This is a genomic window from Massilia sp. Root133, assembly GCF_001426525.1.
GTDB lineage: Bacteria > Pseudomonadota > Gammaproteobacteria > Burkholderiales > Burkholderiaceae_D > Telluria > Telluria orientalis.
The window spans coordinates 474112-495973 of the sequence record NZ_LMEW01000012.1; the positions used below are offsets into that span (position 1 = coordinate 474112).

The window sequence follows — 21862 nt, forward strand, 5'->3', positions numbered from 1 at the left end:
GCGGTCAATCGGCGTCGGCGGGAATGACGGACAGTTCGGCCGCGCTGGCCGAGCCGGAGCGCCACACATCGTCCAGCACCGTGAAACGGAAGAAGCGGGCGGCGACCGGCGCGAAACGGGCCGTCTGCAGGTCGGGGTTGTTGTGGACGTTCGCGAACGTGCCCCGTTCGACGGCGGCCTGCCAGTGCGTCCCGTCCGCGCTCGTCTCGAAGCGGTAGTTCACGGCCGTCCCCGCCACCTGCCCATCCTGCCGTGGCAGGTAGGCGAGGCCCGCGATGCGGTGGGATTGGCCCATGTCGACCTGGATGGACCGGCCGCCGCCCCACGGCGTCTGCCAGAACGTGGCGGGATCGCCGTCGACGGCGAGTGCGGCCGCGTGGCCGGCATCTTCGGCATCCGCCGCCACGACCGTGAAGCCGCGCGGCGACAAGCCCGTGAAGTCGCGCACGCCGACGACGCCGAGCCGCCCGCCGGGCAGCAGGCGCGCCGCCTTCACGATGCCGCTGCCGGGCATGGCCAGCGGCGCGCGGTACACGGGCGACGCGGCCGTCGGGGCCGAGCCGTCGACCGTGTAGACGATCGTGCCGCCGGCCGGATGGTCGAGCCGCACGGCGCCGGCGGCATCGCGGTCGGCGATCGTGGGCGGCAACAGGTCCTCCGATTGCTTGTACAGCCCAATCTCCGCCAGCGTCGGTTCGAGGCGCGCGCCCGTGATGCGCAGGCGCACGCGGTCCGTCGTCACCGGGGCGCGCAGCCGGATCAGGCGGCGGTGGCCGACCGTCGTCGTCACGTCGGCCGGGTGGCGCGCGGGCGCGGTCCAGGCCGCGCCGTCCCACGTCTCGATCTCGAACGACTCGATGCGCTGGCCGCGCCGGTCCACCGCTTCCTGCAGCGACACGACGTCGAAGCGCGTACGCCGGGGCAGGGTCAGCGTGAGCGTGCCGTCGCTGCGTCCGGGCGCGGCCTCCCACCAGGTGTCCAGGCTGCCGTCCAGGACGGCCGGCGCGGCATGCCGTGGGGCCGCGTGGTCGGCCGTCACGCGCGCGCCGCGCGCCAGGTTGACGGCGAACGTGGCGCGCACGATGGCGCCCAGCTGGCCCAGCGTCGCGACCTGGTCGTCGGGCACGAGGCCGCTCTTGTCCGGCGACAGGTTCAGGATCAGGTTGGCGTTGCGGCCGATCGACGAATAAAAGATGTCGACCAGCTGCGTGACGGGACGGGGACGCTTGTCGTGCGCCCAGAACCACTGGCCGTTCGCCAGCAGGGTCGCGTTGGTCTCGGCCGGGTACCACCACAGGTGCGATCCGGGTTTGAGCTGCGCCCGGCTGCCGAGGTCCGCGGCCTGCATGTCGGGCCACTGGAACGCGCGGGGCGCCGTGGGCAGTGGAATCACGCTCCATTCGGTCGTGCGGCCGTAGCCGCTTTCCGTGCCGACCCAGCGCACGTCCGGCCCCTTGCCCATGATGACGGCGTCCGGCTGCAGCTTGCGGATCAGGTCGTACCAGGCCGCGTAGTCGTAGGTTTCGGCCACGCTCGGGTCGGGATTGGCGCCGTCGAACCACACTTCGTGGACCGGTCCGTATTCCGTCAGCAGTTCGTACAGCTGGTTGAGGAAGTAGCGGTTGTAGTCGTCGACCTCGTACGTGAACGTGGGCCGGCCCGGCGGCGGGGTGCGCCCCTGCGCGGGGTCGCTCTGGAAGCGGGCCGGGTCGGTCGGGATCGTCGAGCGGCGTTTCGCGCTGCCGTTGCCGTAATAGCCGGCCGGGTTCGCGGGGTTGGTCTTCAGCTGGTACAGGTCGGCCGGCGACAGGTAGATGCCGAGCTTGACGCCGGCGCCGCGGGCCGCCTCGGCCACCTCGCGCACGAGATCGCCCTTGCCGCCGCGCCAGGGACTCGCGGCCGACGAGTGGCCCGTATAGCGCGACGGCCACATGGCGAAGCCGTCGTGGTGCTTGGCCACCAGCACGAGCATCTTGCCGTCGAGCTGCTTCACCGCGCGCAGCCACTGGTGCGCGTCCAGTTGCGTGGGATTGAACAGGGCAGGGTCTTCCTTGCCGTTGCCCCATTCCACTTCATTGAAGGTATTGACGCCGAAGTGCAGGAAGAACGTGCGCTCCAGCCGCATCCAGGCGGACTGGTTGGGGCGGGGCAGGGTTGTCGCGGCCTTGGCGACGATCGCGGCGGGGGTGTCGTCCGCGGCGATCACGTGTTCCGTCGCGTAGGGAATGGGGGCGCCGTGCGCTGTCGCGCAGGCGAACGCGAGGGCCAGGCCGAGGCAGCCTTGGGGGTATCGAGGTGGGAGCATGATTTGTCGGTGTGATAAGTCGCGTATCGATTCTGTAATCGGCCGTATTACGCCCGCAATCGCGAAATTCCACAACCGGCATGGGAAATCACGTAAGTCTGCATCGCCAACGTGGCAACCAGGTAACGGTTTCCGCTACCACCATGGGCGCGCCCTTAAAAAGATGTGACGTACGGCAACTGTTGCGTGCATAATCAAAAAAAGCATTAACTTATTGATTTACCACATAAAGTTGTCGTATCAGCCACAGGCTGACCGGCACCGCATCCGTCCGCCATGGCCTTCATATCTCGTGCCGCCCTGTCCGCGTTACCGTCGCGCCTCGCGCGGCTGTACGGCCGCTCGCTGTACGCCGCGCTGCTCGTGCTGGTGGCCGGCGGCCTGGCGATACCGGCCGTCGTGGGCGGCTACCTCATGATCGGCGTGCAGGAACAGCAGGCCGCGCGCCGCGAGCTGGACGAGACCCTGCAGCGCAATGCCGACATCCTCGCCCTCGGCATGCAGGAATCGCTGTGGAACATGAACATCGACGCGGCCCGCTCGCTCGTCGATTCGCTGATGCGCGACCCGGCCGTCGTGCGCGTGCACGTGGGCGCGCAGGCGGAGGGCGATTTCATCGACCGCCGCGCGGCCGCCGCGCCCGCCGGCCACGTGCTGCGCGCCGAGCGCGAGGTCGTCGTGCACGGCCAGCCGATCGGCCACGTGACGGTCGAGATGGACGACAGCCTGAGCCAGCAATCGTTGCGCGCCAAGCAGGTGCGCTACGCGCTGGTGCTGGCCGTGCAGCTGGGCGTGTCGCTGCTGCTGATCCTGATGCTGCTGCGGCGCCGCCTGCTGGCGCCGCTGGGCACCCTGATGAGCTTTTCCGACCACCTGTCGCGCGGCCAGTTCGACGCGCCGCTCGCGCTGTCCACGAACGACGAACTGGGCCGGCTCGGCGGCCAGCTGGAACACATGCGGATCGCGATCGGCGACCTGTTCCAGGACATCGCGCGGCGCGAGGAACGCTTCCGCACCATCGTCACGCAGGTGCCGGGCGCCGTGTTCCGCGCCCGGCCGGGTGGCCTGATCGACTTCGTCAGCGACGCCATCGAAGACATCTCCGGCTATCCTGCGGCTCGATTCATCGGCGCGCACACGGACCGCTGGGCCGACGTCATCTGCCCGGAAGACCGCAAGATGCAGCGGCACTTCGTCAAGGAGGCCGTGCTGGCCGTGCGGCCTTACGAGATCGAATACCGCATCACGGACGCCGCCGGCATCGAGCGCTGGGTGCTGGAAAGCGGCCAGCCGGTCGGCTTCGACGACAACGCCGCGTTCTGGATCGACGGGATCATCTCCGACATCAGCGAGCGCAAATACAACGAGATGCGCATCGAGGCGCTGCTGGCCGAGCAGGGCGCGGTGCTGGACAACGTCATGTTCGGCATCATGTACGTGCGCGAGCGCCGCGTCGTGTCGACCAACCGCCGCTTCGACGAATTGTTCGGCTACGGCGAGGGCGAGCTGCTGGGCGATCCGATCGGCGTGCTGTTCCCGACCGTCGAGGATTACGTGCAGGGCATCGAGGTGGCGGAACCCGTGCTGGCGCGCGGCGGCGATTTCGGCGACGAGCGCCAGTTCCGCCGCCGCGACGGCAGCCTGGTGTGGTGCACCGTGAGCGGCCGCGCGCTCGACCCGGAACGCCAGGACGACGGCAGCATCTGGGTGTTCGCCGACATCACGGAGCGGCGCCAGACCGAGGAAAAGCTGCGCCTGTCGGCCACCGTGCTGGAACACATCGCCGACGGCGTGATGGTGATCGACCTGCACGGCAAGATCGTCGCGACGAACCCCGCCTTCACGCAGATCACCGGGTACACGGAGAGCGAAGCGGTCGGCACGCATTCGAGCCTCACGCGCCTGGCGAGCCACGACGCCGGGTTCTCCGAGACGCTGTGGGCCGACCTGGCGGAGACGGGCTTCTGGCGCGGCGAACTCCGGAACCGCCGCAAGAACGGCGAGACGTACCTCGAGTGGCTGACCGTGTCCGCGGTGCGCGACGATGCCGACGCCGTCACGCACTACGTCTGCGTATTTTCCGACATCACGAAGGTCAAGGAATCGCAGGACAAGCTGGACCACCTGGCGCACCACGACCCGCTCACGGGCCTGCCGAACCGCCTGCTGTTCCACGACCGCCTGCAGCACGCGATGGTGCGCGCGGCCCGCAACAACCGCGAGCTCGCGGTGATGTTCATCGACCTCGACCGCTTCAAGACCGTCAACGACACGCTCGGCCACCACATCGGCGACGAGCTGCTGAAGCAGGTCGCGGGCCAGCTGGCCGAGTGCCTGCGCGACGGCGACACGCTGGCGCGCCTGGGCGGCGACGAATTCATCGTGTTGCTGGAAGACGTCGACGGCGCGCGCGGCGCGCGCCTGGTGGCGGAAAAGCTGATGCAGTTGTTCGAGCGGCCCGTGCTCGTGTCGGACTACGAATTGTTCGTCACGGGCAGCGTCGGCATCAGCCTGTTCCCGCAGGATGCCGCCGACATGAACATGCTGATCCGGAATGCCGACGTGGCCATGTACCATGCCAAGGCGCGCGGCCGCAACGGCTACCAGCTATATGCGCCGTCGATGGACGGCGACGGGGCCGAGAGACTGCGCATGGAAGGCCTGCTGCGGCGCGCGATCGAGCGGGGCGAGATCCGCCTGCATTACCAGCCGCAGGTCGAGATCGAGACGGGCCGCCTGATCGGCGTCGAGGCCCTCGTGCGCTGGCACAGCGCGGAACTGGGCCACGTGCCGCCCGCGCGCTTCATCCCGCTCGCCGAGGACATCGGCTTCATCTGCCAGCTGGGTGCCTGGGTGCTGGAACAGGCGTGCCGCCAGGTGGTATGCTGGGAGAAGGCCGGGCTGTACGTGCCCAAGGTGGCGGTGAACCTGTCCGGACGCCAGTTCGACCGCGGCAGCGTCGCACCGCTCGTGGCGTGCGCGCTGGCCGGCACCGGCCTGGCGCCGCAGCGGCTGCAGCTGGAGGTGACGGAGTCCGTGATAATGAATACGGGCGACGCGCTCCAGTACATCAACGACCTGCACGCGCTGGGCGTCGAACTGGCGATCGACGATTTCGGCACGGGCTACTCGTCGCTCGCGTACCTGAAGCAGCTGCCGGTGCAGACCTTGAAAATCGACCGCAGCTTCATCAAGGACATCCCTGCCGACAAGGACGACGAGGCGATCGCGGTCGCCATCGTCCAGCTGGGCAAGAGCATGGATCTCGCGGTGATCGCGGAAGGCGTGGAGACCGCCGAGCAGGCGGCCTTCCTGCTGCGCCACGGCTGCCGGCGCGCGCAGGGCTATCTGTACGGCCGGCCGGTGGAGCCGGCTGAATTGTTGGAGACATGGAGGCAGGACGATGCGGGACACGGGCGGACCAGGTTCGGATAAGGAGGACGGCGGTCCGGTACGCACCGTGCGCGGGGGCCGGCGCCGGTTCCTGCTGGGCGGCCTGGCCGCGGGCGCGGCGCTCGTCGTCGGCTGGGGCGTGGCGCCGCCGCGCCAGCGCTTGCGCGCGACCGAGCCGGCTGCCGTGCACGATGCCCGCACCGTTGCCCTGAACGGCTGGGTCGCGATTTCCCCCGACGGCACCATCGACGTCGTCGTCCCGCGCAGCGAGATGGGGCAGGGCGTGCACACGGCGCTGCCCGTGCTGCTGGCCGAGGAGCTGGACGCGCCGCTGGCAGCCGTGCGCGTCGTGCAGGCGCCCATCGACAAGATCTTCGCCAACCTCACCGTCCTGCGCGACACCCTGCCGTTCCATCCGGACGATGCCGGCAACTTCCAGCTGGGCGCACGCTGGGTCGCGGGCAAGGTGGCGCGCGAGCTGGGCATCATGTTCACGGGCGGCTCGACGAGCGTGAAGGATGCGTGGCCGACGATGCGTACGGCCGGCGCCGTCGCGCGCGCGATGCTGCTGCGCGCGGCCGCCGAACAGTGGAAGACGACACCTGAGACGCTGTCGACGCGCGACGGCATGGTGCTCCATCCGGACGGACGGCGCGCGCCGTACGGCCTGCTGGCGCGGCGCGCGGCCGCGTTGGGCGGCGACATCGATGCAGACGACGTCCGCCTCAAGACGCCCGCGGACTTCCGCCTGATCGGCAAGCCCGTGCCGCGGCGCGACGCGCCATCGAAGGTCAACGGCCGCGCGGTGTTCGGCATCGACGTGCGGCCGGAAGGCCTGCTGTACGCGGCGCTGCGCATGGCGCCCGTGCTGGGTGCGCGTGTCGCGGGGTTCGATGCGGGCAAGGTGGCGGCGCTGCCGGGCGTGGAGCACGTCGTCGACGTGTCGTCCGCGCTCGCGCCGTTGTCCGGCGCGGGCGCCGGCGTCGCCGTGGTGGCGAAGGGATGGTGGCAGGCCAGGCAGGCCGCGCTGGCGCTGCCCGTGCAGTGGACCGCGAGCCCGCATGCCGCGTTGTCGAGCGAGTCCGTGTTCGCCGGTTTTGCGAAGGCGCTCGATGAAGAATCGGGCCATGCGTATTTCGAGGCCGGCAGCCAGGATGCGGCCGAACTCGCGGGCACGCGCACCGTGCAGGCCGAATACCGCGCGCCCTTCCTCGCGCACGCGACGATGGAACCGCAGAACTGCACGGCGCAGGTCCTGAACGGCAAAGTAACGCTGTGGTCGCCCACGCAGGTTCCGAGCATCGCGGTGGACGTGGCGGCGAAGGTTGCGGGCGTCGCGCGCGAGGACGTGACCATCGAGGTGACGATGCTGGGCGGCGGCTTCGGCCGGCGCCTGGAGACGGACATGGTGGCGCAGGCCGTCGCGGTGGCCATGCAGACGCGCGGCCGCCCGGTGCAGTTACTCTGGACGCGCGAGGACGACACGGGCCACGACGTCTACCGCCCGGCCGCGCTGGCGCGCTACACGGCGCACGTCGGCGCGGACGGGCGCGTGCTCGCGTGGGACAGCAAGCTGGCGAGCGGCGCCATCGGCCACCAGTACTTCCCGCGCAATCTCGGCCTGCCCGGCGTCGGTCCGGACAAGACGACGGCCGAGGGCGAGTACGACCTGCAGTACGCGATCGCGAACCGCCGCAGCCGCCACGTGACCGTCGACAGCGCCGTGCCGATCGGGTACTGGCGTTCGGTCGGCCACTCGCACAACGCGTTCTTCAAGGAGAGCTTCGCGGACGAGTTGGCGCATGCTGCGGGGCAGGACCCGGTCGCGTGGCGGCGCGTGCTGCTGAAAGACCATCCGCGCCACCTGGCCGTGCTGGACGCCGCGCTCGCGCGCGCGGGGACGCCGGCGGACGGCCGCGCGCACGGTGTCGCCGTGCACCAGTCGTTCGGCACCGTTGTCGCGCAGGTCGCGGAAGTGTCGGTGGAAGACAAGGAAATCCGTGTGCACAAGGTCGTGTGCGCCGTCGATTGCGGCCTCGTCGTCAATCCGAACATCGTCGCGCAGCAGGTCGAATCGAGCGTCGTGTTCGGCCTGTCGGCTGCGCTGGCGGGGGAAATCACGTTCAGGGATGGCCAGCCGCAGCAGACGAATTTCGGCGATTATCCGGTGCTGCGGATGGCGCAGGCGCCCGAGGTGGAGACCATCATCGTACCGAGTGCGGAACCGCCGGAAGGCATGGGCGAACCCGCGGTGCCGCCCGTCGCGCCGGCCGTGGCGAACGCCGTGTTCAAGCTGACGGGGCAGCGGTTGCGCAGCCTGCCGCTGCGCTTGAGTTGATCACTCGTCGGCGTTGGCGATGAGGGTGCGCAGGTTGCACTCGCGCTGCCACGCCTGCCGTTCCGGCGTGGAGGCCGCCTGGCGCGTGAGTTCGGCGCTGCTCAGCTCCGCCTGCGCCTGGATCAGCCGGTCGGCGACTTTCGGATCCGGCAGCATGGTGCCGAAGAACGCGACGTCATCGCCGCGCTGCACGAGCAGCGTGGGGAAGTTTTCGACGTCGAGGTCGCCGACGATGTCGGCCTGGTCTTCCACGTCGATCCAGACGAAGGTCTTGTCGGGATGGCGCGCGGCCAGGCCGTCGAACGCGGCGCGGTAGGACGAGCAGGTGCCGCACCAGGCGGCGCACAGGCAGGCGACGATCCAGCCGTCGCCGTGGAGGGCGGCGGCGACCTGGTCGCGGGTATCGGGCTCGAGGGTCAGACTGGACATGGGCGCGATTCTACAACGGTTCCGCGCTTTTGGCTGGCCGGGCCGCCGGGTTACAATACGCCATGCCTATCATCCTCGCCATCGAAACCTCGTCCGAGCTGGCGTCCTGCGCGTTATTGAACAGCGCGGACGGCGCGGACACCCCTCTATTGACCCGCGTATTGACCCGCGAATCGTCCGGCGTACGCACGCATTCGCAGTCCGTCCTGCCCATGGTGCAGGAACTGCTGCGCGACGCCGGCATCGCCCTGGCCGACTGCGACGCGATCGCATTCGGCGCCGGTCCGGGTTCGTTCACGGGCGTGCGCACGGCGTGTGGCGTGGCGCAGGGTCTCGCGTTTGGCGCGCGCAAACCCGTGCTGCCGCTGGTGACGCTGGAAGCGATGGCCGAGGCGTGCCGCGCACGCACGGGCGCGGCCGACGTGCTCGCCGTGCTGGATGCGCGCATGGGCGAAGTCTATTGGGCGCAGTACCGCTGGACCGGCGCATGGCAGGCCGTGCGCGAGCCTGCGCTGAGCGCGCCGGGCGCCGTCGCGCCGGAGATGGTCGACGGCCTGGCCGCGTGCGGAAATGGCTTCGCGGCGTATCCGGAAGCCTTCGCGGACGCGCCTTTTGCGGCCGGTGCGCACGGCGACATCCTGCCGCATGCGCGCGAATTCGCGGTGCTGGGCGTGGCTGCACTGGCGGCGGGCCGCGCGGTGCCGGCCGACGAGGCGCAACCGCTCTACCTGCGCAACAAGGTCGCGTACACGAGCGCCGAACGCCAGGCCATCAACGCGGCCAAGGCGGATGCGCGATGACGGAGGTCGCGCACCTGGAACTGCGCCCGATGGTCGTGGGCGACGTCGACGAGGTGCATGCCCTCGAATGCAGCGTATTTCCGCATCCGTGGAGCCGCGCGAACTTCATGGACTCGCTCGCGAGCGGCTACGACGCCTGGGTGCTGCGCGCGCCGACGGGCGCGCTGGCCGGGTATTTCCTGTTGATGTATGCGCTGGACGAAGCCCATCTGCTCGACGTGGCCGTCGCGGCGCCGCTGCACGGGCGCGGCGTCGGGCGCTATCTGCTGGACCGCATCGCGGCCAGGTCGCGGGCAGAGCGCATGGCGTCGATTCTGCTCGAGGTGCGGCCGTCGAACACGCGCGCACTCGAGGTGTACCGGCGCTACGGCTATGAAGAGATCGGCCGCCGCAAGGGCTATTATCCCGCGCACGAAGGGCGGCGCGAGGATGCGATCGTGATGAGGTATGTGTTATGAACGGTGTCAGCGAACGCGACGCCATCTTCCTGAACGAGATGGGCCTCGGGCCGCTGTGGCAGTTGCGCACGGCGCCGGCATCTGCTGCCGCTGCCGTCGAGGCCGACGTGGCCATCGTCCCGGGACCGACGCCGCTGCAGCCGGTGGCGCAGTCGGCGTCCGCACTGGCGCCGGTCGCCGAGCCGGCCGCGCCGCAGCCGGTGCCGGCCGTGCTCCCGCCACGGCCTGCGCCGGCGGGGCCGCGTCCGCCCGGACCGACGCCGCTGCAACCCGTCGCGCAATCCGTGTCCGCGCTGGCGCCGCCGGCCGACCACGATTCCGCCTGGGACGATGCCGCCTTGCCGAGCGACGCGACGCCGGAAGAAATCGCGGCCATGGACTGGGACCAGCTCACCATCGCCATCGCCGCGTGCCGCCGCTGCAGCGCGTGCCGCGAAGGGCGCGCGCCGGTGCCGGGCACGGGCGCGAAGCAGGCGCGCTGGGTCGTCGCGGCCGGGGCCACGACGGCTGCCGATGACAAGGCGCGCGTCCCGCTCGCGGGCGATTCCGGCAAGCTGCTGGACAATATGCTGGCCGCCGTCGGCATGGGCCGCGAGCGCGACGTCTACGTGACGAACCTGATCAAGTGCCGCCCGACGACGCCGAACGGCGGCGAGCGCGCGCCCACGCCGCAGGAGGCGGCCGCGTGCCGTCCCTACCTCGAACGGGAAGTCGCGCTGACCGGAGCGCAGACCGTGCTCACGCTGGGCCAGATCGCCGCCAACACCTTGCTGGGCCGCCCGCTGCCGGAACCGCTGGCCGGCGCGCGGGGCAGCGCTCACGCGCTGGAGACGGGCGGACGCACGGTGAACCTGGTGGCTACCTTGCATCCGGGCGAACTGCTGCGGCGCGGCGCCGACAAGGCCCTCGCGTGGGCCGACTTGTGCAGGGCAAGGAACGCCCGTGCGCGCTCAGGCTGACACGTACCAGGCTCTGTTCGAACGCCGCTGGCGCCATCTGCGGCGTGCGCGGGTGCGGGCGCTGGCCTGGCTGCTGGACGCCCCCGACCTCCTCGATATCCACGACCCGCACTGGGAAGGCCGCATCGCGACGCTCGGTCCGATGACGGAAGAGACGGCGCGCTGGCTGGCCGAACTCGATGCCGATCCCGCACCGCTGGACGCGGCACTCGGTTCGAAAATGTATACGCGCCTCGGCCTGTACGCGGAAAAGCTGATGGCCTTTTATTTCGCGCACCAGGGCCGCCTCGTCGCGCACGGCCTGCAGGTACGGGCCAGCCGCAACGACACCGTCGGCGAGTTCGATTTTCTGCTGGATGCGGAGGGTGGGGGGAATGCGGGCGGCGTCGAGCACATCGAGTTCGCCACCAAATTCTACCTGCTGCAGGGCGATGCCACGACGGGCTTCGACACGTTCGTCGGTCCGAACCTGGCCGACAGCCTCGGCCGCAAGATGCGCAAGGTGTTCGAGCGCCAGCTCGAACTGGGCAGCCACCCGGCCGCGCAGGACGTGCTGCCGCGGCCCGTCGTCGCGGCGCGCGCGCTCGTCAAGGGCTGGCTGTTTTATCCGCGCGGGACGTACCAGGCCATGCAGGGCATCACGGCGGGCCATTGCCGCGGCTTCTGGTGCCCGTTGGCCGAACTCGATGCCTTGCCCGGCGACCGCTTCCTGATCCTGCCGCGCCTGCAATGGCTGCCGCCGTTCCGCGCGCAATCGGCTGTGTGGATGCTGGACAAGGCCCAGCTGGCTGCGGAACTGGAAGACCACTTCATGGCCTCGAGCGCGCCCGTGCTCGTGGCGCTCGTGCGCGAAGAGCCGGACAACATCGTGGAATTCGAACGAGGCTTCATCGTCCCGGACGACTGGCGCGACCGCGCCAACGCCCGCCTGCATCCTTAACCGCCGCAAACCGGGGTCAGAGCCCGGTTTTTGGAAATTGCGTTATGGACCTTGCCGAAATTTGGGCTCTGACCCCGGTGTTACGACTGACGCCTTGAATCAGTGCTTGTGCTCGCCGATCAGCGCGAGCGAGTCGTGCTCGCGCTGGTTCGCCGCGTGGCGGCGGCCGATCAGCCACATGATGCCGGCCAGCGACAGGCCGAACAGGACGATGATGATGTCCAGGTCCAGGCTCAGCGTGATCATGATGGCGTACAGCGCCAGCATGGTGAGGATGGAGAGGTTCTCGTTGAAGTTCTGCACGGCGATCGAGTGGCCGGCGCTCATCAGCACGTGGCCGCGGTGCTGCAGCAGGGCGTTCATCGGCACGACGAAGTAGCCGGACAGGAGGCCGATGAGCAGCAGCAGCACGACGGCGATCGGCAGCGAATACACGATCGTCATCGAGGTCACGACGAGGCCCATGATGATGCCGAGCGGGATCACGGTCAGCGATTTCTTCAGCGGGATCATCTTCGCCGCCATCGCCGCGCCGATCGCGGACCCGATGGCGACGACGCCGATCAGCCCCGTCGCCTTGTCGAGGGACATGTGCAGCGAGCGCTTGGCCCACTCCAGCACGATCAATTGCAGCGTCGCGCCGGCGCCCCAGAACAGCGTCGTCACGGCCAGCGAGATCTGGCCCAGCTTGTCTTTCCACAGCGTGGCGGAGCAGTCGGCGAAATCGGCGATCAGCTTGGCCGGATTGCGTTCCTGGTGCTCGTAGCGGGCGCCGGTGTCCGGGATGCGCAGGTTGAAGCCGGCCGCCAGCGCGTACACGCCGATCAGCACGGCGAGCTGGGCCTTGGTCGAGGAGTTGATGCCGGTGTCGATATAGGGCACGTCCAGCGTCATCAGCCAGGCGCTGCCGTGGGCACTGACGAGGGCGCCGCCCATGGCCGCGCCGAGGATGATGGACATGACGGTCAGGCCCTCGATCCAGCCGTTGGCCGCGACGAGTCGTTCGGCCGGCAGCAGCTCGGTCAGGATGCCGTATTTGGCGGGGGAATAGACGGCGGCGCCGAAGCCGACGACGGTGCAGGCGATGAGAGGGTGCGCGCCGAAGAAGATCAGGCAGCAGCCGAAAACCTTGATTAAATTGGCGGTGAACATCACCCGTCCCTTGGGCATCGAATCGGCAAACGCGCCGACGAATGGCGCCAGGAGGACGTAGAACAAGACGAACGACAGCTTCAGCAGCGGAGTGAGCGAAGCCGGGGCTTTCATCGCCGTTAGCAGACCGATCGAGACAAATATCAGCGCGTTGTCGGCCAGCGACGAGAAGAACTGCGCCGCCATGATGGTATAAAAACCACGGTTCATTCGAAAGGTTCAAAAAACTGGATGGGTTGCTTTATACCATGAAAGACCGCTTAGCCCAAGGAATCGACAATACGGCATTTCACTGCCGGGAGTAAAATAAACCTTTCGTTCTCAGCCGTCGCCCCCATCTGCAAGCCATGCCACGTCCCCTGCACGCCACCATCCACCTCGACTCCATGCAGCACAATCTGGCCCGTGCGCGCGCCTGTGCGCCGCAGGCGAACGTCTGGGCGGTGGTGAAGGCGAATGCGTATGGACACGGCCTGGAACGGGGCATGCGCGGCTTCGCGCAGGCCGACGGCCTGGCCCTGATCGAAACGGAAAACGCGCTGCGCCTGCGCGAGCTGGGCTGGGTGAAGCCGATCCTGTTATTAGAGGGAATCTTCGACACGTCGGACATCCCCTTGCTGGCTGAACATAATGTCAACAGCACGGTCCATTGCATCGAGCAGGTCAAGATGCTGGAGTACACCCAGCTCTACCGTCCCATCGACGTGCACCTGAAAATGAACACGGGCATGAACCGCCTCGGCTTCCGCCCGGACGAGTTCGCCGCGGCGTACCAGCGGCTGCGCGCCATCCCGGGCATCCGCAACATCACCTTGATGACGCATTTCGCGAACGCGGACGAGCTGGAGCATCCGCGCCTGTCGATCGGCGAGCAGGTACGCCGCTTCCGTCTGGGCGCGGACGGTCTGCCGGGCGAGCGCAGCCTGTCCAATTCGGGCGGCGTGCTGCACACGGCGGAGCTCGTCCAGGAATTGCAGAGCGACTGGGTCCGTCCCGGCATCATGCTGTATGGCGGCACCCCGGGCGGCCGCTCGGCGAAGGATTACGGCCTGTTGCCCACGATGACGCTGAAATCGGAAATCATCGGCATCCAGCACATCGAGCCGGGCGACAGCGTGGGCTACGGCAGCCGCTTCCAGGCGGACCGGACCATGACGGTGGGCGTCGTCGCCTGCGGCTATGCGGACGGCTACCCGCGCCACGCCGAGCACGGCACGCCCGTGCTGGTGGATGGCATCCGCACGACGCTCGTCGGCCGGGTGTCGATGGACATGATGGCCGTCGACCTGTCGCCCATTGCGAACGCGCGCGTGGGCAGCAAGGTCACCCTGTGGGGCGATGGTCTCCCGATCGACGAGGTGGCGCAGGCCGCCGGCACGATCGGCTATGAATTGATGTGCGCCGTGGCGCCGCGCGTACGCGTGGCCGAGGCGCCGCTCGGGTGCGATCCCGTCTTGTAAATAAAAGGAATCATGGCTAAACCCCGTACCAGTTTCGTCTGCAGCGATTGCGGCAGCGTCGCCAGCCGCTGGACCGGCCAATGCGCCGATTGCAAGGCCTGGAACACGATGACCGAGCAGGTCGAGACCGCCGGCCTGAACCGCATGTCGCAGGCGCCGCATATGCATAAAAGCCTGGCGCAGACGGCCCCCGTGCTGTCGTTGGCCGACATCGAGGCGATCGACGTGCCCCGCTTCGGCACCGGCATCGACGAATTCGACCGCGTGCTGGGCGGCGGCCTCGTCGCGGGCGGCGTCGTGCTGATCGGCGGCGATCCCGGCATCGGCAAGTCGACCTTGCTGCTGCAGGCGCTGGCGAACCTGGCCGCGGCGCGCAGCACGCTGTACGTGTCCGGCGAGGAATCCGGCGCCCAGATCGCCCTGCGCGCGCGCCGCCTGCAGGTCGAGGCGAAAGACCTGAAGCTGCAGGCCGAGATCCAGCTGGAAAAAATCCTCGGCACCATTGCCGACCTCAAGCCGGACGTCGCCGTCATCGACTCCATCCAGACCTTGTACTCGGATGCGCTGACGTCGGCCCCCGGTTCCGTCTCGCAGGTGCGCGAATGCGCGGCGCAGCTCACGCGCGTGGCCAAGCAGACGGGCGTGACGATCATCCTCGTCGGCCACGTGACGAAGGAGGGCGCGCTCGCGGGGCCCCGTGTGCTGGAGCACATCGTCGACACCGTGCTGTATTTCGAAGGCGATACGCAGTCCAGCTTCCGCCTCGTGCGCGCCATCAAGAACCGTTTCGGCGCCGTCAACGAGCTGGGCGTGTTCGCGATGACGGAAAAGGGACTGAAAGGCGTGTCGAACCCGTCCGCACTATTCCTGTCGCAACACGACAACCAGGTGCCCGGTTCCTGCGTGATGGTGACGCAGGAGGGTACCCGGCCGCTGCTGGTCGAAGTGCAGGCGCTCGTCGACGCGAGTCATTTGCCGAACGCGCGCCGGCTGTCCGTCGGCCTCGAGCAGAACCGCCTCGCAATGCTGCTCGCGGTGCTGCACCGCCATGCCGGCATCGCCGCGTTCGACCAGGACGTATTCATCAACGCGGTGGGCGGCGTCAAGATCACGGAGCCGGCGGCCGACCTGGCCGTCCTGCTGGCGATCAATTCGTCGATGCGCAACAAGCCGCTGCCCCGCGGCCTCGTCGTGTTCGGCGAAGTGGGCCTGGCCGGCGAGATCCGTCCCGCCCCGCGTGGGCAGGAGCGTTTGCGCGAGGCGGCGAAGCTGGGCTTTTCCGTCGCCGTGATCCCGAAAGCCAATGTGCCGAAGCAAAAGATCGAGGGAATGAACATCGTGGCCGTCGAGCGGATCGATGAAGCATTCAGCAAGCTGCGCGAGCTCGACTGATCGCCGTAACTTAAATAGCGGTAACACGCAAGGTTATCGTTTGCACCTATAATGCCACCTCGTTTTTAAAAGGCTCACAGGTTAATCGTGGCAATAGATCAGAGGCAATCCGCACGCAAGATCCTGAAGGTGCGGGCCGTCCTGGCGATGGAAGGCCAGGCCCCCGTCCAGGGACGTACATCCGACATCGGCGCCAATGGCGTCAGCATTACCGTGCCGCATCCGCTGCAGGCGGGGCAGACGGGCCAGGTCGGCTTCGACCTGCTCGTCGACGGCACACCGTTCCCCCTGCATGGGCGCGTCAAGGTGATGTATTGTATTTTCAGCAATGGTGAATTCAAGGCCGGGTTGCAGTTCATGAACCTGGACCTGGCGGCGATGAGCCAGGTGTCACGCTTCCTGCGCTGATTCATTGGCCGGTTGACAAGAAAAGCGGCGGGTGCCTTGGGCCCCGCCGCTTTTTCTTTGATGAGACCTCTGCGGCCCCCAATGCTATTCGTGATAGCGGTCGTGCAACTTTTGTGAACTGCCGATGCCTTCGGAAATCACCCCATACAGCACGAGGACGACCATCCCGGTCAGCATCCCTGTAATGAATAACATACCGTTCGAACGCCGTTGAGCGCTCCCCCCTCATCTGTCATTCGAGATTGTAGGACTACTCCTCCATACTGCATAAACACTTTCAAATTAGCATAAGAAAAAGTATTTACAAGGCACTTTTCTCGACGGTGGGAGAGGGTGGAGCCGCACATTGTGACAAGGCACGCAGGGCTGTGTGACATGTTTTTTCGGGCCGTCACATGATGCATCCCGCATGTCATATGGCCAGGTTGGCCATGTCATAAAGCCGTCATATTTGCTCACTACACTGCGCAGCATCAACCGTGTCACACCTAACCAAAGGACCTTGATATGCGCATGAAGCAACTGCTGGCAACCATCATCATCGGCACCACCGCCGCGTTCGCGAGCACCGCGACCCTGGCCGCCGACATCACCGGTGCTGGTTCCACCTTCGCCTACCCGATCTACGCGAAATGGGCGGAGATGTACAAGAAGACCAGCGGCAATGGCCTGAACTACCAATCGATCGGCTCGGGCGCCGGCATCAAGCAGATCAAGGCCAAGACCGTCGACTTCGGCGCATCGGACATGCCGCTGCCGGTCGAAGAGCTGAACGAAGCGGGCCTGATGCAGTTCCCGACCATCATGGGCGGCGTCGTCGCCATCGTCAACCTGGACGGCGTGGCGCCGGGCCAGCTGAAACTGACCGGTCCGGTGGTTGCGGACATCTACCTGGGCAAGATTACCAAGTGGAACGACCAGGCCATCGCCGCCCTGAACCCGGGCGTGAAACTGCCGGCCGAAGACATCACCGTCGTGCACCGCGCCGACGGTTCGGGCACCTCGTTCCTGTTCACGAATTTCCTGTCGCAGACCAATCCGGATTTCAAGGCGAAGATCGGCGCGGGCACCGCCGTGAAATGGGCTGTCGGCGTGGGCGGCAAGGGCAATGACGGCGTCGCCGCCAACGTCCAGCGCATCAAGGGCTCGATCGGCTACGTCGAGTGGGCATATGCCAAGAAGAACAAGCTGGCCCACACCCAGCTGAAGAACCGCGACGGCAACTTCCTGCAGCCGGACGACGACAACTTCAAGGCCGCCGCCGCCAACGCGGACTGGATCAAGGCACCGGGCTTCGGCGTCGTCCTGACCGACCAGCCGGGCAAGAACGCATGGCCGATCACCGGCGTGACGTACGCCATCGTTCACAAGTCGCAGGCCGATGGCGCCAAGGGCAAGGAAGTCCTGAAGTTCTTCGACTACGCCTTCAAGAGCGGCACCGCCGCCGCCAACGAGCTGGACTACGTGCCGATGCCGGAGTCCGTCACCAAGCTGGTGGAAGCCGCCTGGAAGAACAACCTGAAAGACGGTTCGGGCAAGGCGATCTGGTAATCGGGCAAACCCAAGGTGAGCAATCCCTGCGTGGGTAGCGTCGCTCCCACCTCCCGGCGCGAGGTCGGGCAGGTGGGAGTGACGCGTTTTTGCTTCTAGGTAATAAATTGGACAAACACATGAACGCACACCCCGCGCTCGCCGCCGACGAGGCCGGCCAGGCCGCGTTGCAGGAAGAAGCCCGCAACGTCGCACTGCGCAATACCATGCGCGTGCAGCGCATCCAGGACTTCATCTTCCACAAGGTGACCCTGTTGTTCGCCGCGAGCGTCCTGATCGTCCTCGTGGGCATCATCATTTCCCTGGCGATCGGCGCGGCGCCTGCGTTCCGCGAATTCGGCGCATCCTTCCTCATCACCAACGAGTGGGATCCCGTCAACGACAAATTCGGCGCGCTGATCGCCATCACGGGCACGCTGGTCACGTCGATCATCGCGCTGCTCGTCGCTTTCCCCATCAGCTTCGGCATCGCGCTGTTCCTCACCGAGATCTGCCCGGCCTGGCTGCGCCGCCCGATGGGCATGGCCGTCGAACTGCTGGCCGGCGTGCCGTCGATCATCTACGGCATGTGGGGCCTGTTCGTGTTCGCGCCGCTGTTCGGCGACACCATCCAGCCGTTCCTGAAAAAGACGCTGGGCGTGCTGCCGTTCATCGGCCCGTTCTTCCAGGGCCCGACGATGGGCCTGGGCCTCCTGACCGCCGGGATCATCCTTGCCGTGATGATCATCCCGTTCATCGCCTCCGTCATGCGCGACGTGTTCGAGATCGTCCCGGCCGTGCTGAAGGAATCCGCTTACGGCCTCGGCTGCACCAAATGGGAAGTCGTGCGCAAGATCGTGCTGCCGTACACCCGCGCCGGCGTCGTCGGCGGCGTGATGCTGGGCCTGGGCCGCGCGCTGGGGGAGACGATGGCCGTCACGTTCGTCATCGGCAATGCCAACGACATCAAGCTGTCGCTGTTCGCGCCGGGTAATTCGATTTCCTCGACGCTGGCCAACGAATTCGCCGAAGCCAGCTCGCAATTGCACGTGTCCTCGCTGTTCGCGCTGGGCCTGATCCTGTTCGCCATCACGTTCATCGTGCTGTCGGCCGCCAAATTGATGCTCGTCGGGATGTCCCGCAAGGAAGGGGTGAAGTAATGGATGCCGCAGTTAATTCCCCTGTCAATTCGGTGTATCGCCGCCGCCTGCTGTCGCACCGCATCGGCATCGCGCTGTCCGTGCTGGCGATGGCAATCGGCCTCGGCTTCCTGCTGTGGATCCTGGAGACCCTGCTGGTCAATGGCTTCGGCGCACTGTCGCACACGCTGTTCACGATGGACACGCCGGCGCCGGGCAGCCCGGGCGGTGTGCGCAACGCGATCGTCGGCAGCCTCATGATGGTCGGCCTGTCCACGGCGATCTCGACGCCGGTCGGCATCCTGGCCGGCATCTATCTCGCCGAGTACGGCCAGAACAACAAGTTCGCCGCCGTCACGCGCTTCGTCACGGACATCATGCTGTCGGCACCGTCGATCGTGGTCGGCCTGTTCGTGTACGCCCTGTGCGTGGCACGCTTCGGGCATTTCTCCGGCTATGCGGGCACGATCGCGCTGTCGCTGATCGCGATCCCGGTCGTCGTCCGCACGACCGACAACATGCTGCACCTGGTGCCGAACAGCCTGCTGGAAGCGGCGTTCGCGCTGGGCGCGCCGCGCTGGAAAGTGGCGATGATGGTGCGCCTGCGCGCCGTGAAGGCGGGCGTCGTGACCGGCGTGCTGCTGGCCGTGGCCCGTATCGCCGGCGAGACGGCGCCGCTGCTGTTCACCGCGCTGAACAACCAGTTCTTCAGCCTCGACATGAAACAGCCGATGGCCAACCTGCCGGTGGCGATCTACCTGTTCGCGATGAGCTCGTACGAAGACTGGCGCAGCCTCGCCTGGGGCGCCGCACTGCTGGTGACGTTCAGCGTGCTGCTCCTGAATATCCTGTCGCGGACCCTGTTCCGCCAAAAGAACCCGCAATAAATCGACGAAGACCCTAGATCCCATGATGACCCAGACCCTGTCCACCCCGACGCCGCCGGCGACCAACGCCAAGCCGAAGACCAAGACGATCGAGATCTCCGGCCTGGACTTTTATTACGGTAAGACGAAGAGCCTGAAGAATGTCAACCTGGACGTCCACGACAAGCAGGTCACGGCATTCATCGGCCCGTCGGGCTGCGGCAAGTCGACCTTGCTGCGCACGCTGAACCGCATGTACGACCTGTACCCGGGCCAGCGTGCCGAGGGCGCCATCCGGTACCGCGGCCGGAATATCCTGGAGCCTGGCGTCGACGTGAACATGCTGCGCGCGAAGATCGGCATGGTGTTCCAGAAGCCGACGCCGTTCCCGATGTCCATCTACGACAACATCGCGTTCGGCGTGCGCCTGTACGAAGACCTGTCCAAGGGCGAGATGGACGAGCGCGTGGAATGGGCGCTGAAGAAGGCCGCGCTGTGGACCGAAGTGAAGGACAAGCTGAACAAGAGCGGCCTGTCGCTGTCCGGCGGCCAGCAGCAGCGCCTGTGCATCGCGCGCGGCGTCGCGGTGAAGCCGGACGTGCTGCTGCTGGACGAACCGACCTCCGCGCTGGACCCGATCTCGACGTCCAAGATCGAGGAACTGATCAGCGAACTGAAGGGCGACTACACGATCGCCATCGTCACGCACAACATGCAGCAGGCCGCGCGCTGCTCGGACTACACGGCGTACATGTACCTGGGCGAACTGGTGGAATTCGGCGAGACCGACCAGCTGTTCCTGAACCCTGTACGAAAAGAAACCCAAGACTACATCACCGGTCGCTTTGGCTGATGCGGTAAGATAACCAAATTGAACAGGATGGACACATGGTAGGCGAGCACTCTTCCAAGCAGTACGACCAGGAACTGGAAGCGATCCGGTCGAAAGTGCTGCTCATGGGCGGCATGGTGGAAACGCAGTTCGACGAGGCGGTGAATGCGTTCCGCGTCGGCAACACCGAGCAGGCCGACAAGGTCGTGGCGGACGACCACGCCGTCAATCAGCTCGAAGTGCAGCTGGACGACGCCTGCAGCCACCTGATCGTGCGCCGCCAGCCGGCCGCCAACGACCTGCGTACGATCATGGCGACGATCAAGGTGATCACGGACCTCGAGCGCATCGGCGACGAGGCCGCCAAGATCGCCCGCACGGCCAAGAGCCTGCACGAGCGCGGCATGGTCAGCTTTAACCACTACGAGACGGTGCGCACGATCTCGCGCGCCACGGCCGACATGCTGCACGACGCGCTGGACGCGTTCGCGCGCCTGGACGGCAAGGCGGCCGTGCAGATCATCGCCCAGGACGACGTCATCGACCACGAGTTCCGCACCATCATGCGCAGTACGATCACGTTCATGATGGAAGACCCGCGCACGATCTCGTCGGCGCTGGACGTATTGTGGGTCGCGAAGGCGATCGAGCGCATCGGCGACCACGCGAAGAACATCGCCGAGTACGTGATCTACGTGGTCGAGGGCAGGGATATTCGTCATAGCAAACCGCAAGCCGTCGCGGCCGGCGGAGAAGGGTGATCGATGGCGGCCAACACGAGCGTCCTGATTGTCGAAGATGAGCCGGCGATCGTCGAACTGGTGAGCTATTCGCTGCGCGAGACGGGCTGGGATATCCGCACGGCCGCGAACGTGGCGTCGGCCTGGGATTCGATCGTGCACGGCAGGCCCGACCTGCTGCTGCTGGACTGGATGCTCCCCGACCAGAGCGGCCTGCGCCTGCTGTCGCGCCTGCGCGGCGACCGCGATTTCCAGGACATCCCCGTCATCATGCTGACGGCGAAGAGCATGGAAGAGGACAAGATCGCGGGGCTCAATACCGGCGCCGACGACTACGTGACGAAGCCGTTCTCGCCGCGCGAACTGGTGGCCCGCTCGAAAGCGCTGCTGCGCCGCAAGAGCCCGCACCTGGCAGAGGCGCCGCTGTCGGCCGGTCCGGTCATGCTCGATCCGGCCAGCTGCACGGTCACCCTGGACGGCCGCCAGCTCGATATGGGGAACGCCGAATACCGCCTGCTGAAATTCCTGATGGCGCACCGCGAGCGCGTGTTTTCGCGCAGCCAGCTGCTCGACAAGGTGTGGGGCGACGCCGCGGCCGTCGAGGAACGCACGGTGGACGTCCACGTCCTCCGCCTGCGCAAGGCGTTGAAGGAAGCGGAAAAGCTGATCAAGACCGTGCGCAGCGTGGGCTACATGCTGAGCGAGAAAGAAAAATAGAAAG

18 protein-coding genes are annotated in these 21862 nt (G+C 67.0%); 15 read left to right on the top strand and 3 right to left on the bottom strand.

Features of this window, described 5'->3' with window-relative positions; translation table 11 throughout:
- Positions 1 to 4 precede the first annotated feature (4 nt).
- On the bottom strand, positions 5 to 2305 hold the full coding sequence (locus ASD28_RS12790) for an alpha-L-fucosidase (protein WP_056127917.1): 2301 nt from the start codon (positions 2303 to 2305) through the stop codon (positions 5 to 7).
- Positions 2306 to 2581: 276 nt separating this feature from the next.
- Here ASD28_RS12790 and ASD28_RS12795 point away from each other — a divergent pair, with 276 nt between their 5' ends.
- Both ASD28_RS12795 and ASD28_RS12800 read left to right on the top strand, forming a co-directional pair.
- Positions 2582 to 5740 carry a bifunctional diguanylate cyclase/phosphodiesterase gene (locus ASD28_RS12795; RefSeq protein ID WP_056127920.1) on the top strand — a complete coding sequence of 1053 codons (3159 nt, stop codon included), beginning with the start codon at positions 2582 to 2584 and terminating at the stop codon, positions 5738 to 5740.
- Positions 5709 to 8036 (top strand): xanthine dehydrogenase family protein molybdopterin-binding subunit, encoded by a 2328-nt coding sequence (locus ASD28_RS12800; RefSeq protein ID WP_082577726.1) that lies wholly within the window; start codon positions 5709 to 5711, stop codon positions 8034 to 8036. The genes ASD28_RS12795 and ASD28_RS12800 overlap by 32 nt, the downstream gene beginning before the upstream one ends.
- Here ASD28_RS12800 and ASD28_RS12805 read toward each other — a convergent pair whose 3' ends face one another.
- Positions 8037 to 8465, bottom strand: a complete 429-nt coding sequence (locus ASD28_RS12805) for a thioredoxin family protein (protein WP_056127923.1) — start codon at positions 8463 to 8465, stop codon at positions 8037 to 8039.
- Between the two features lie 62 nt (positions 8466 to 8527).
- Here ASD28_RS12805 and tsaB point away from each other — a divergent pair, with 62 nt between their 5' ends.
- The 4 genes from tsaB to ASD28_RS12825 are packed head-to-tail and all read left to right on the top strand — an operon-like array spanning position 8528 to position 11622.
- On the top strand, positions 8528 to 9265 hold the full coding sequence (gene tsaB, locus ASD28_RS12810) for a tRNA (adenosine(37)-N6)-threonylcarbamoyltransferase complex dimerization subunit type 1 TsaB (RefSeq protein ID WP_056127927.1): 738 nt from the start codon (positions 8528 to 8530) through the stop codon (positions 9263 to 9265).
- Complete coding sequence (gene rimI / locus ASD28_RS12815) at positions 9262 to 9723, top strand: ribosomal protein S18-alanine N-acetyltransferase (protein WP_056127931.1); 462 nt, start codon at positions 9262 to 9264, stop codon at positions 9721 to 9723. Before tsaB ends, rimI begins: the two co-directional genes overlap by 4 nt.
- On the top strand, positions 9720 to 10682 hold the full coding sequence (locus ASD28_RS12820) for a uracil-DNA glycosylase family protein (RefSeq protein WP_056127934.1): 963 nt from the start codon (positions 9720 to 9722) through the stop codon (positions 10680 to 10682). The genes rimI and ASD28_RS12820 overlap by 4 nt, the downstream gene beginning before the upstream one ends.
- A complete protein-coding gene (locus ASD28_RS12825) occupies positions 10666 to 11622 on the top strand; it encodes a DUF1853 family protein (protein WP_156404039.1) in 957 nt (318 codons plus the stop codon). Before ASD28_RS12820 ends, ASD28_RS12825 begins: the two co-directional genes overlap by 17 nt.
- Positions 11623 to 11721: 99 nt before the next feature.
- Here ASD28_RS12825 and lplT read toward each other — a convergent pair whose 3' ends face one another.
- Positions 11722 to 12984, bottom strand: coding sequence for a lysophospholipid transporter LplT (gene lplT / locus ASD28_RS12830; RefSeq protein WP_056127936.1), 1263 nt, complete (start codon positions 12982 to 12984; stop codon positions 11722 to 11724).
- Between the two features lie 137 nt (positions 12985 to 13121).
- Here lplT and alr point away from each other — a divergent pair, with 137 nt between their 5' ends.
- The 9 genes from alr (at position 13122) to ASD28_RS12875 (ending at position 21858) form a co-directional block, all read left to right on the top strand.
- The gene (gene alr, locus ASD28_RS12835; protein ID WP_056127938.1) at positions 13122 to 14234 is read left to right on the top strand and encodes an alanine racemase; all 1113 of its coding nucleotides are present in this window, start codon (positions 13122 to 13124) and stop codon (positions 14232 to 14234) included.
- 12 nt (positions 14235 to 14246) lie between these two features.
- On the top strand, positions 14247 to 15626 hold the full coding sequence (gene radA / locus ASD28_RS12840; protein WP_056127940.1) for a DNA repair protein RadA: 1380 nt from the start codon (positions 14247 to 14249) through the stop codon (positions 15624 to 15626).
- Between the two features lie 87 nt (positions 15627 to 15713).
- Positions 15714 to 16034 carry a PilZ domain-containing protein gene (locus tag ASD28_RS12845; protein ID WP_082577727.1) on the top strand — a complete coding sequence of 107 codons (321 nt, stop codon included), beginning with the start codon at positions 15714 to 15716 and terminating at the stop codon, positions 16032 to 16034.
- Between the two features lie 507 nt (positions 16035 to 16541).
- The gene (pstS, locus tag ASD28_RS12850) at positions 16542 to 17585 is read left to right on the top strand and encodes a phosphate ABC transporter substrate-binding protein PstS (RefSeq protein ID WP_056127946.1); all 1044 of its coding nucleotides are present in this window, start codon (positions 16542 to 16544) and stop codon (positions 17583 to 17585) included.
- A 206-nt stretch (positions 17586 to 17791) separates the two neighbouring features.
- Complete coding sequence (gene pstC / locus ASD28_RS12855; protein ID WP_371770033.1) at positions 17792 to 18724, top strand: phosphate ABC transporter permease subunit PstC; 933 nt, start codon at positions 17792 to 17794, stop codon at positions 18722 to 18724.
- On the top strand, positions 18724 to 19590 hold the full coding sequence (gene pstA, locus ASD28_RS12860; protein ID WP_056127952.1) for a phosphate ABC transporter permease PstA: 867 nt from the start codon (positions 18724 to 18726) through the stop codon (positions 19588 to 19590). Before pstC ends, pstA begins: the two co-directional genes overlap by 1 nt.
- 22 nt (positions 19591 to 19612) lie before the next feature.
- On the top strand, positions 19613 to 20422 hold the full coding sequence (gene pstB, locus ASD28_RS12865) for a phosphate ABC transporter ATP-binding protein PstB (RefSeq protein ID WP_082579132.1): 810 nt from the start codon (positions 19613 to 19615) through the stop codon (positions 20420 to 20422).
- 35 nt (positions 20423 to 20457) lie between these two features.
- Positions 20458 to 21162: a phosphate signaling complex protein PhoU gene (gene phoU, locus ASD28_RS12870; RefSeq protein ID WP_056127954.1), complete on the top strand. Its 705-nt coding sequence runs from the start codon at positions 20458 to 20460 to the stop codon at positions 21160 to 21162.
- Positions 21163 to 21165: 3 nt separating this feature from the next.
- A complete protein-coding gene (locus ASD28_RS12875) occupies positions 21166 to 21858 on the top strand; it encodes a response regulator (RefSeq protein WP_056127958.1) in 693 nt (230 codons plus the stop codon).
- Positions 21859 to 21862 lie beyond the last annotated feature (4 nt).

What these genes read in the sequence shown, in the direction of transcription:
- lplT (WP_056127936.1), bottom strand. Translation starts at nt 12,984, where the DNA reads ATGAACCGTGGTTTTTATACCATCATGGCGGCGCAGTTCTTCTCGTCG.
- phoU (WP_056127954.1), top strand. Translation starts at nt 20,458, where the DNA reads ATGGTAGGCGAGCACTCTTCCAAGCAGTACGACCAGGAACTGGAAGCG.
- pstA (WP_056127952.1), top strand. Translation starts at nt 18,724, where the DNA reads ATGGATGCCGCAGTTAATTCCCCTGTCAATTCGGTGTATCGCCGCCGC.
- pstC (WP_371770033.1), top strand. Translation starts at nt 17,792, where the DNA reads ATGCGCGTGCAGCGCATCCAGGACTTCATCTTCCACAAGGTGACCCTG.
- ASD28_RS12795 (WP_056127920.1), top strand. Translation starts at nt 2,582, where the DNA reads ATGGCCTTCATATCTCGTGCCGCCCTGTCCGCGTTACCGTCGCGCCTC.
- ASD28_RS12805 (WP_056127923.1), bottom strand. Translation starts at nt 8,465, where the DNA reads ATGTCCAGTCTGACCCTCGAGCCCGATACCCGCGACCAGGTCGCCGCC.
- alr (WP_056127938.1), top strand. Translation starts at nt 13,122, where the DNA reads ATGCCACGTCCCCTGCACGCCACCATCCACCTCGACTCCATGCAGCAC.
- pstB (WP_082579132.1), top strand. Translation starts at nt 19,613, where the DNA reads ATGATGACCCAGACCCTGTCCACCCCGACGCCGCCGGCGACCAACGCC.
- ASD28_RS12875 (WP_056127958.1), top strand. Translation starts at nt 21,166, where the DNA reads ATGGCGGCCAACACGAGCGTCCTGATTGTCGAAGATGAGCCGGCGATC.
- pstS (WP_056127946.1), top strand. Translation starts at nt 16,542, where the DNA reads ATGCGCATGAAGCAACTGCTGGCAACCATCATCATCGGCACCACCGCC.
- tsaB (WP_056127927.1), top strand. Translation starts at nt 8,528, where the DNA reads ATGCCTATCATCCTCGCCATCGAAACCTCGTCCGAGCTGGCGTCCTGC.
- ASD28_RS12790 (WP_056127917.1), bottom strand. Translation starts at nt 2,305, where the DNA reads ATGCTCCCACCTCGATACCCCCAAGGCTGCCTCGGCCTGGCCCTCGCG.
- radA (WP_056127940.1), top strand. Translation starts at nt 14,247, where the DNA reads ATGGCTAAACCCCGTACCAGTTTCGTCTGCAGCGATTGCGGCAGCGTC.
- ASD28_RS12800 (WP_082577726.1), top strand. Translation starts at nt 5,709, where the DNA reads ATGCGGGACACGGGCGGACCAGGTTCGGATAAGGAGGACGGCGGTCCG.
- ASD28_RS12820 (WP_056127934.1), top strand. Translation starts at nt 9,720, where the DNA reads ATGAACGGTGTCAGCGAACGCGACGCCATCTTCCTGAACGAGATGGGC.
- rimI (WP_056127931.1), top strand. Translation starts at nt 9,262, where the DNA reads ATGACGGAGGTCGCGCACCTGGAACTGCGCCCGATGGTCGTGGGCGAC.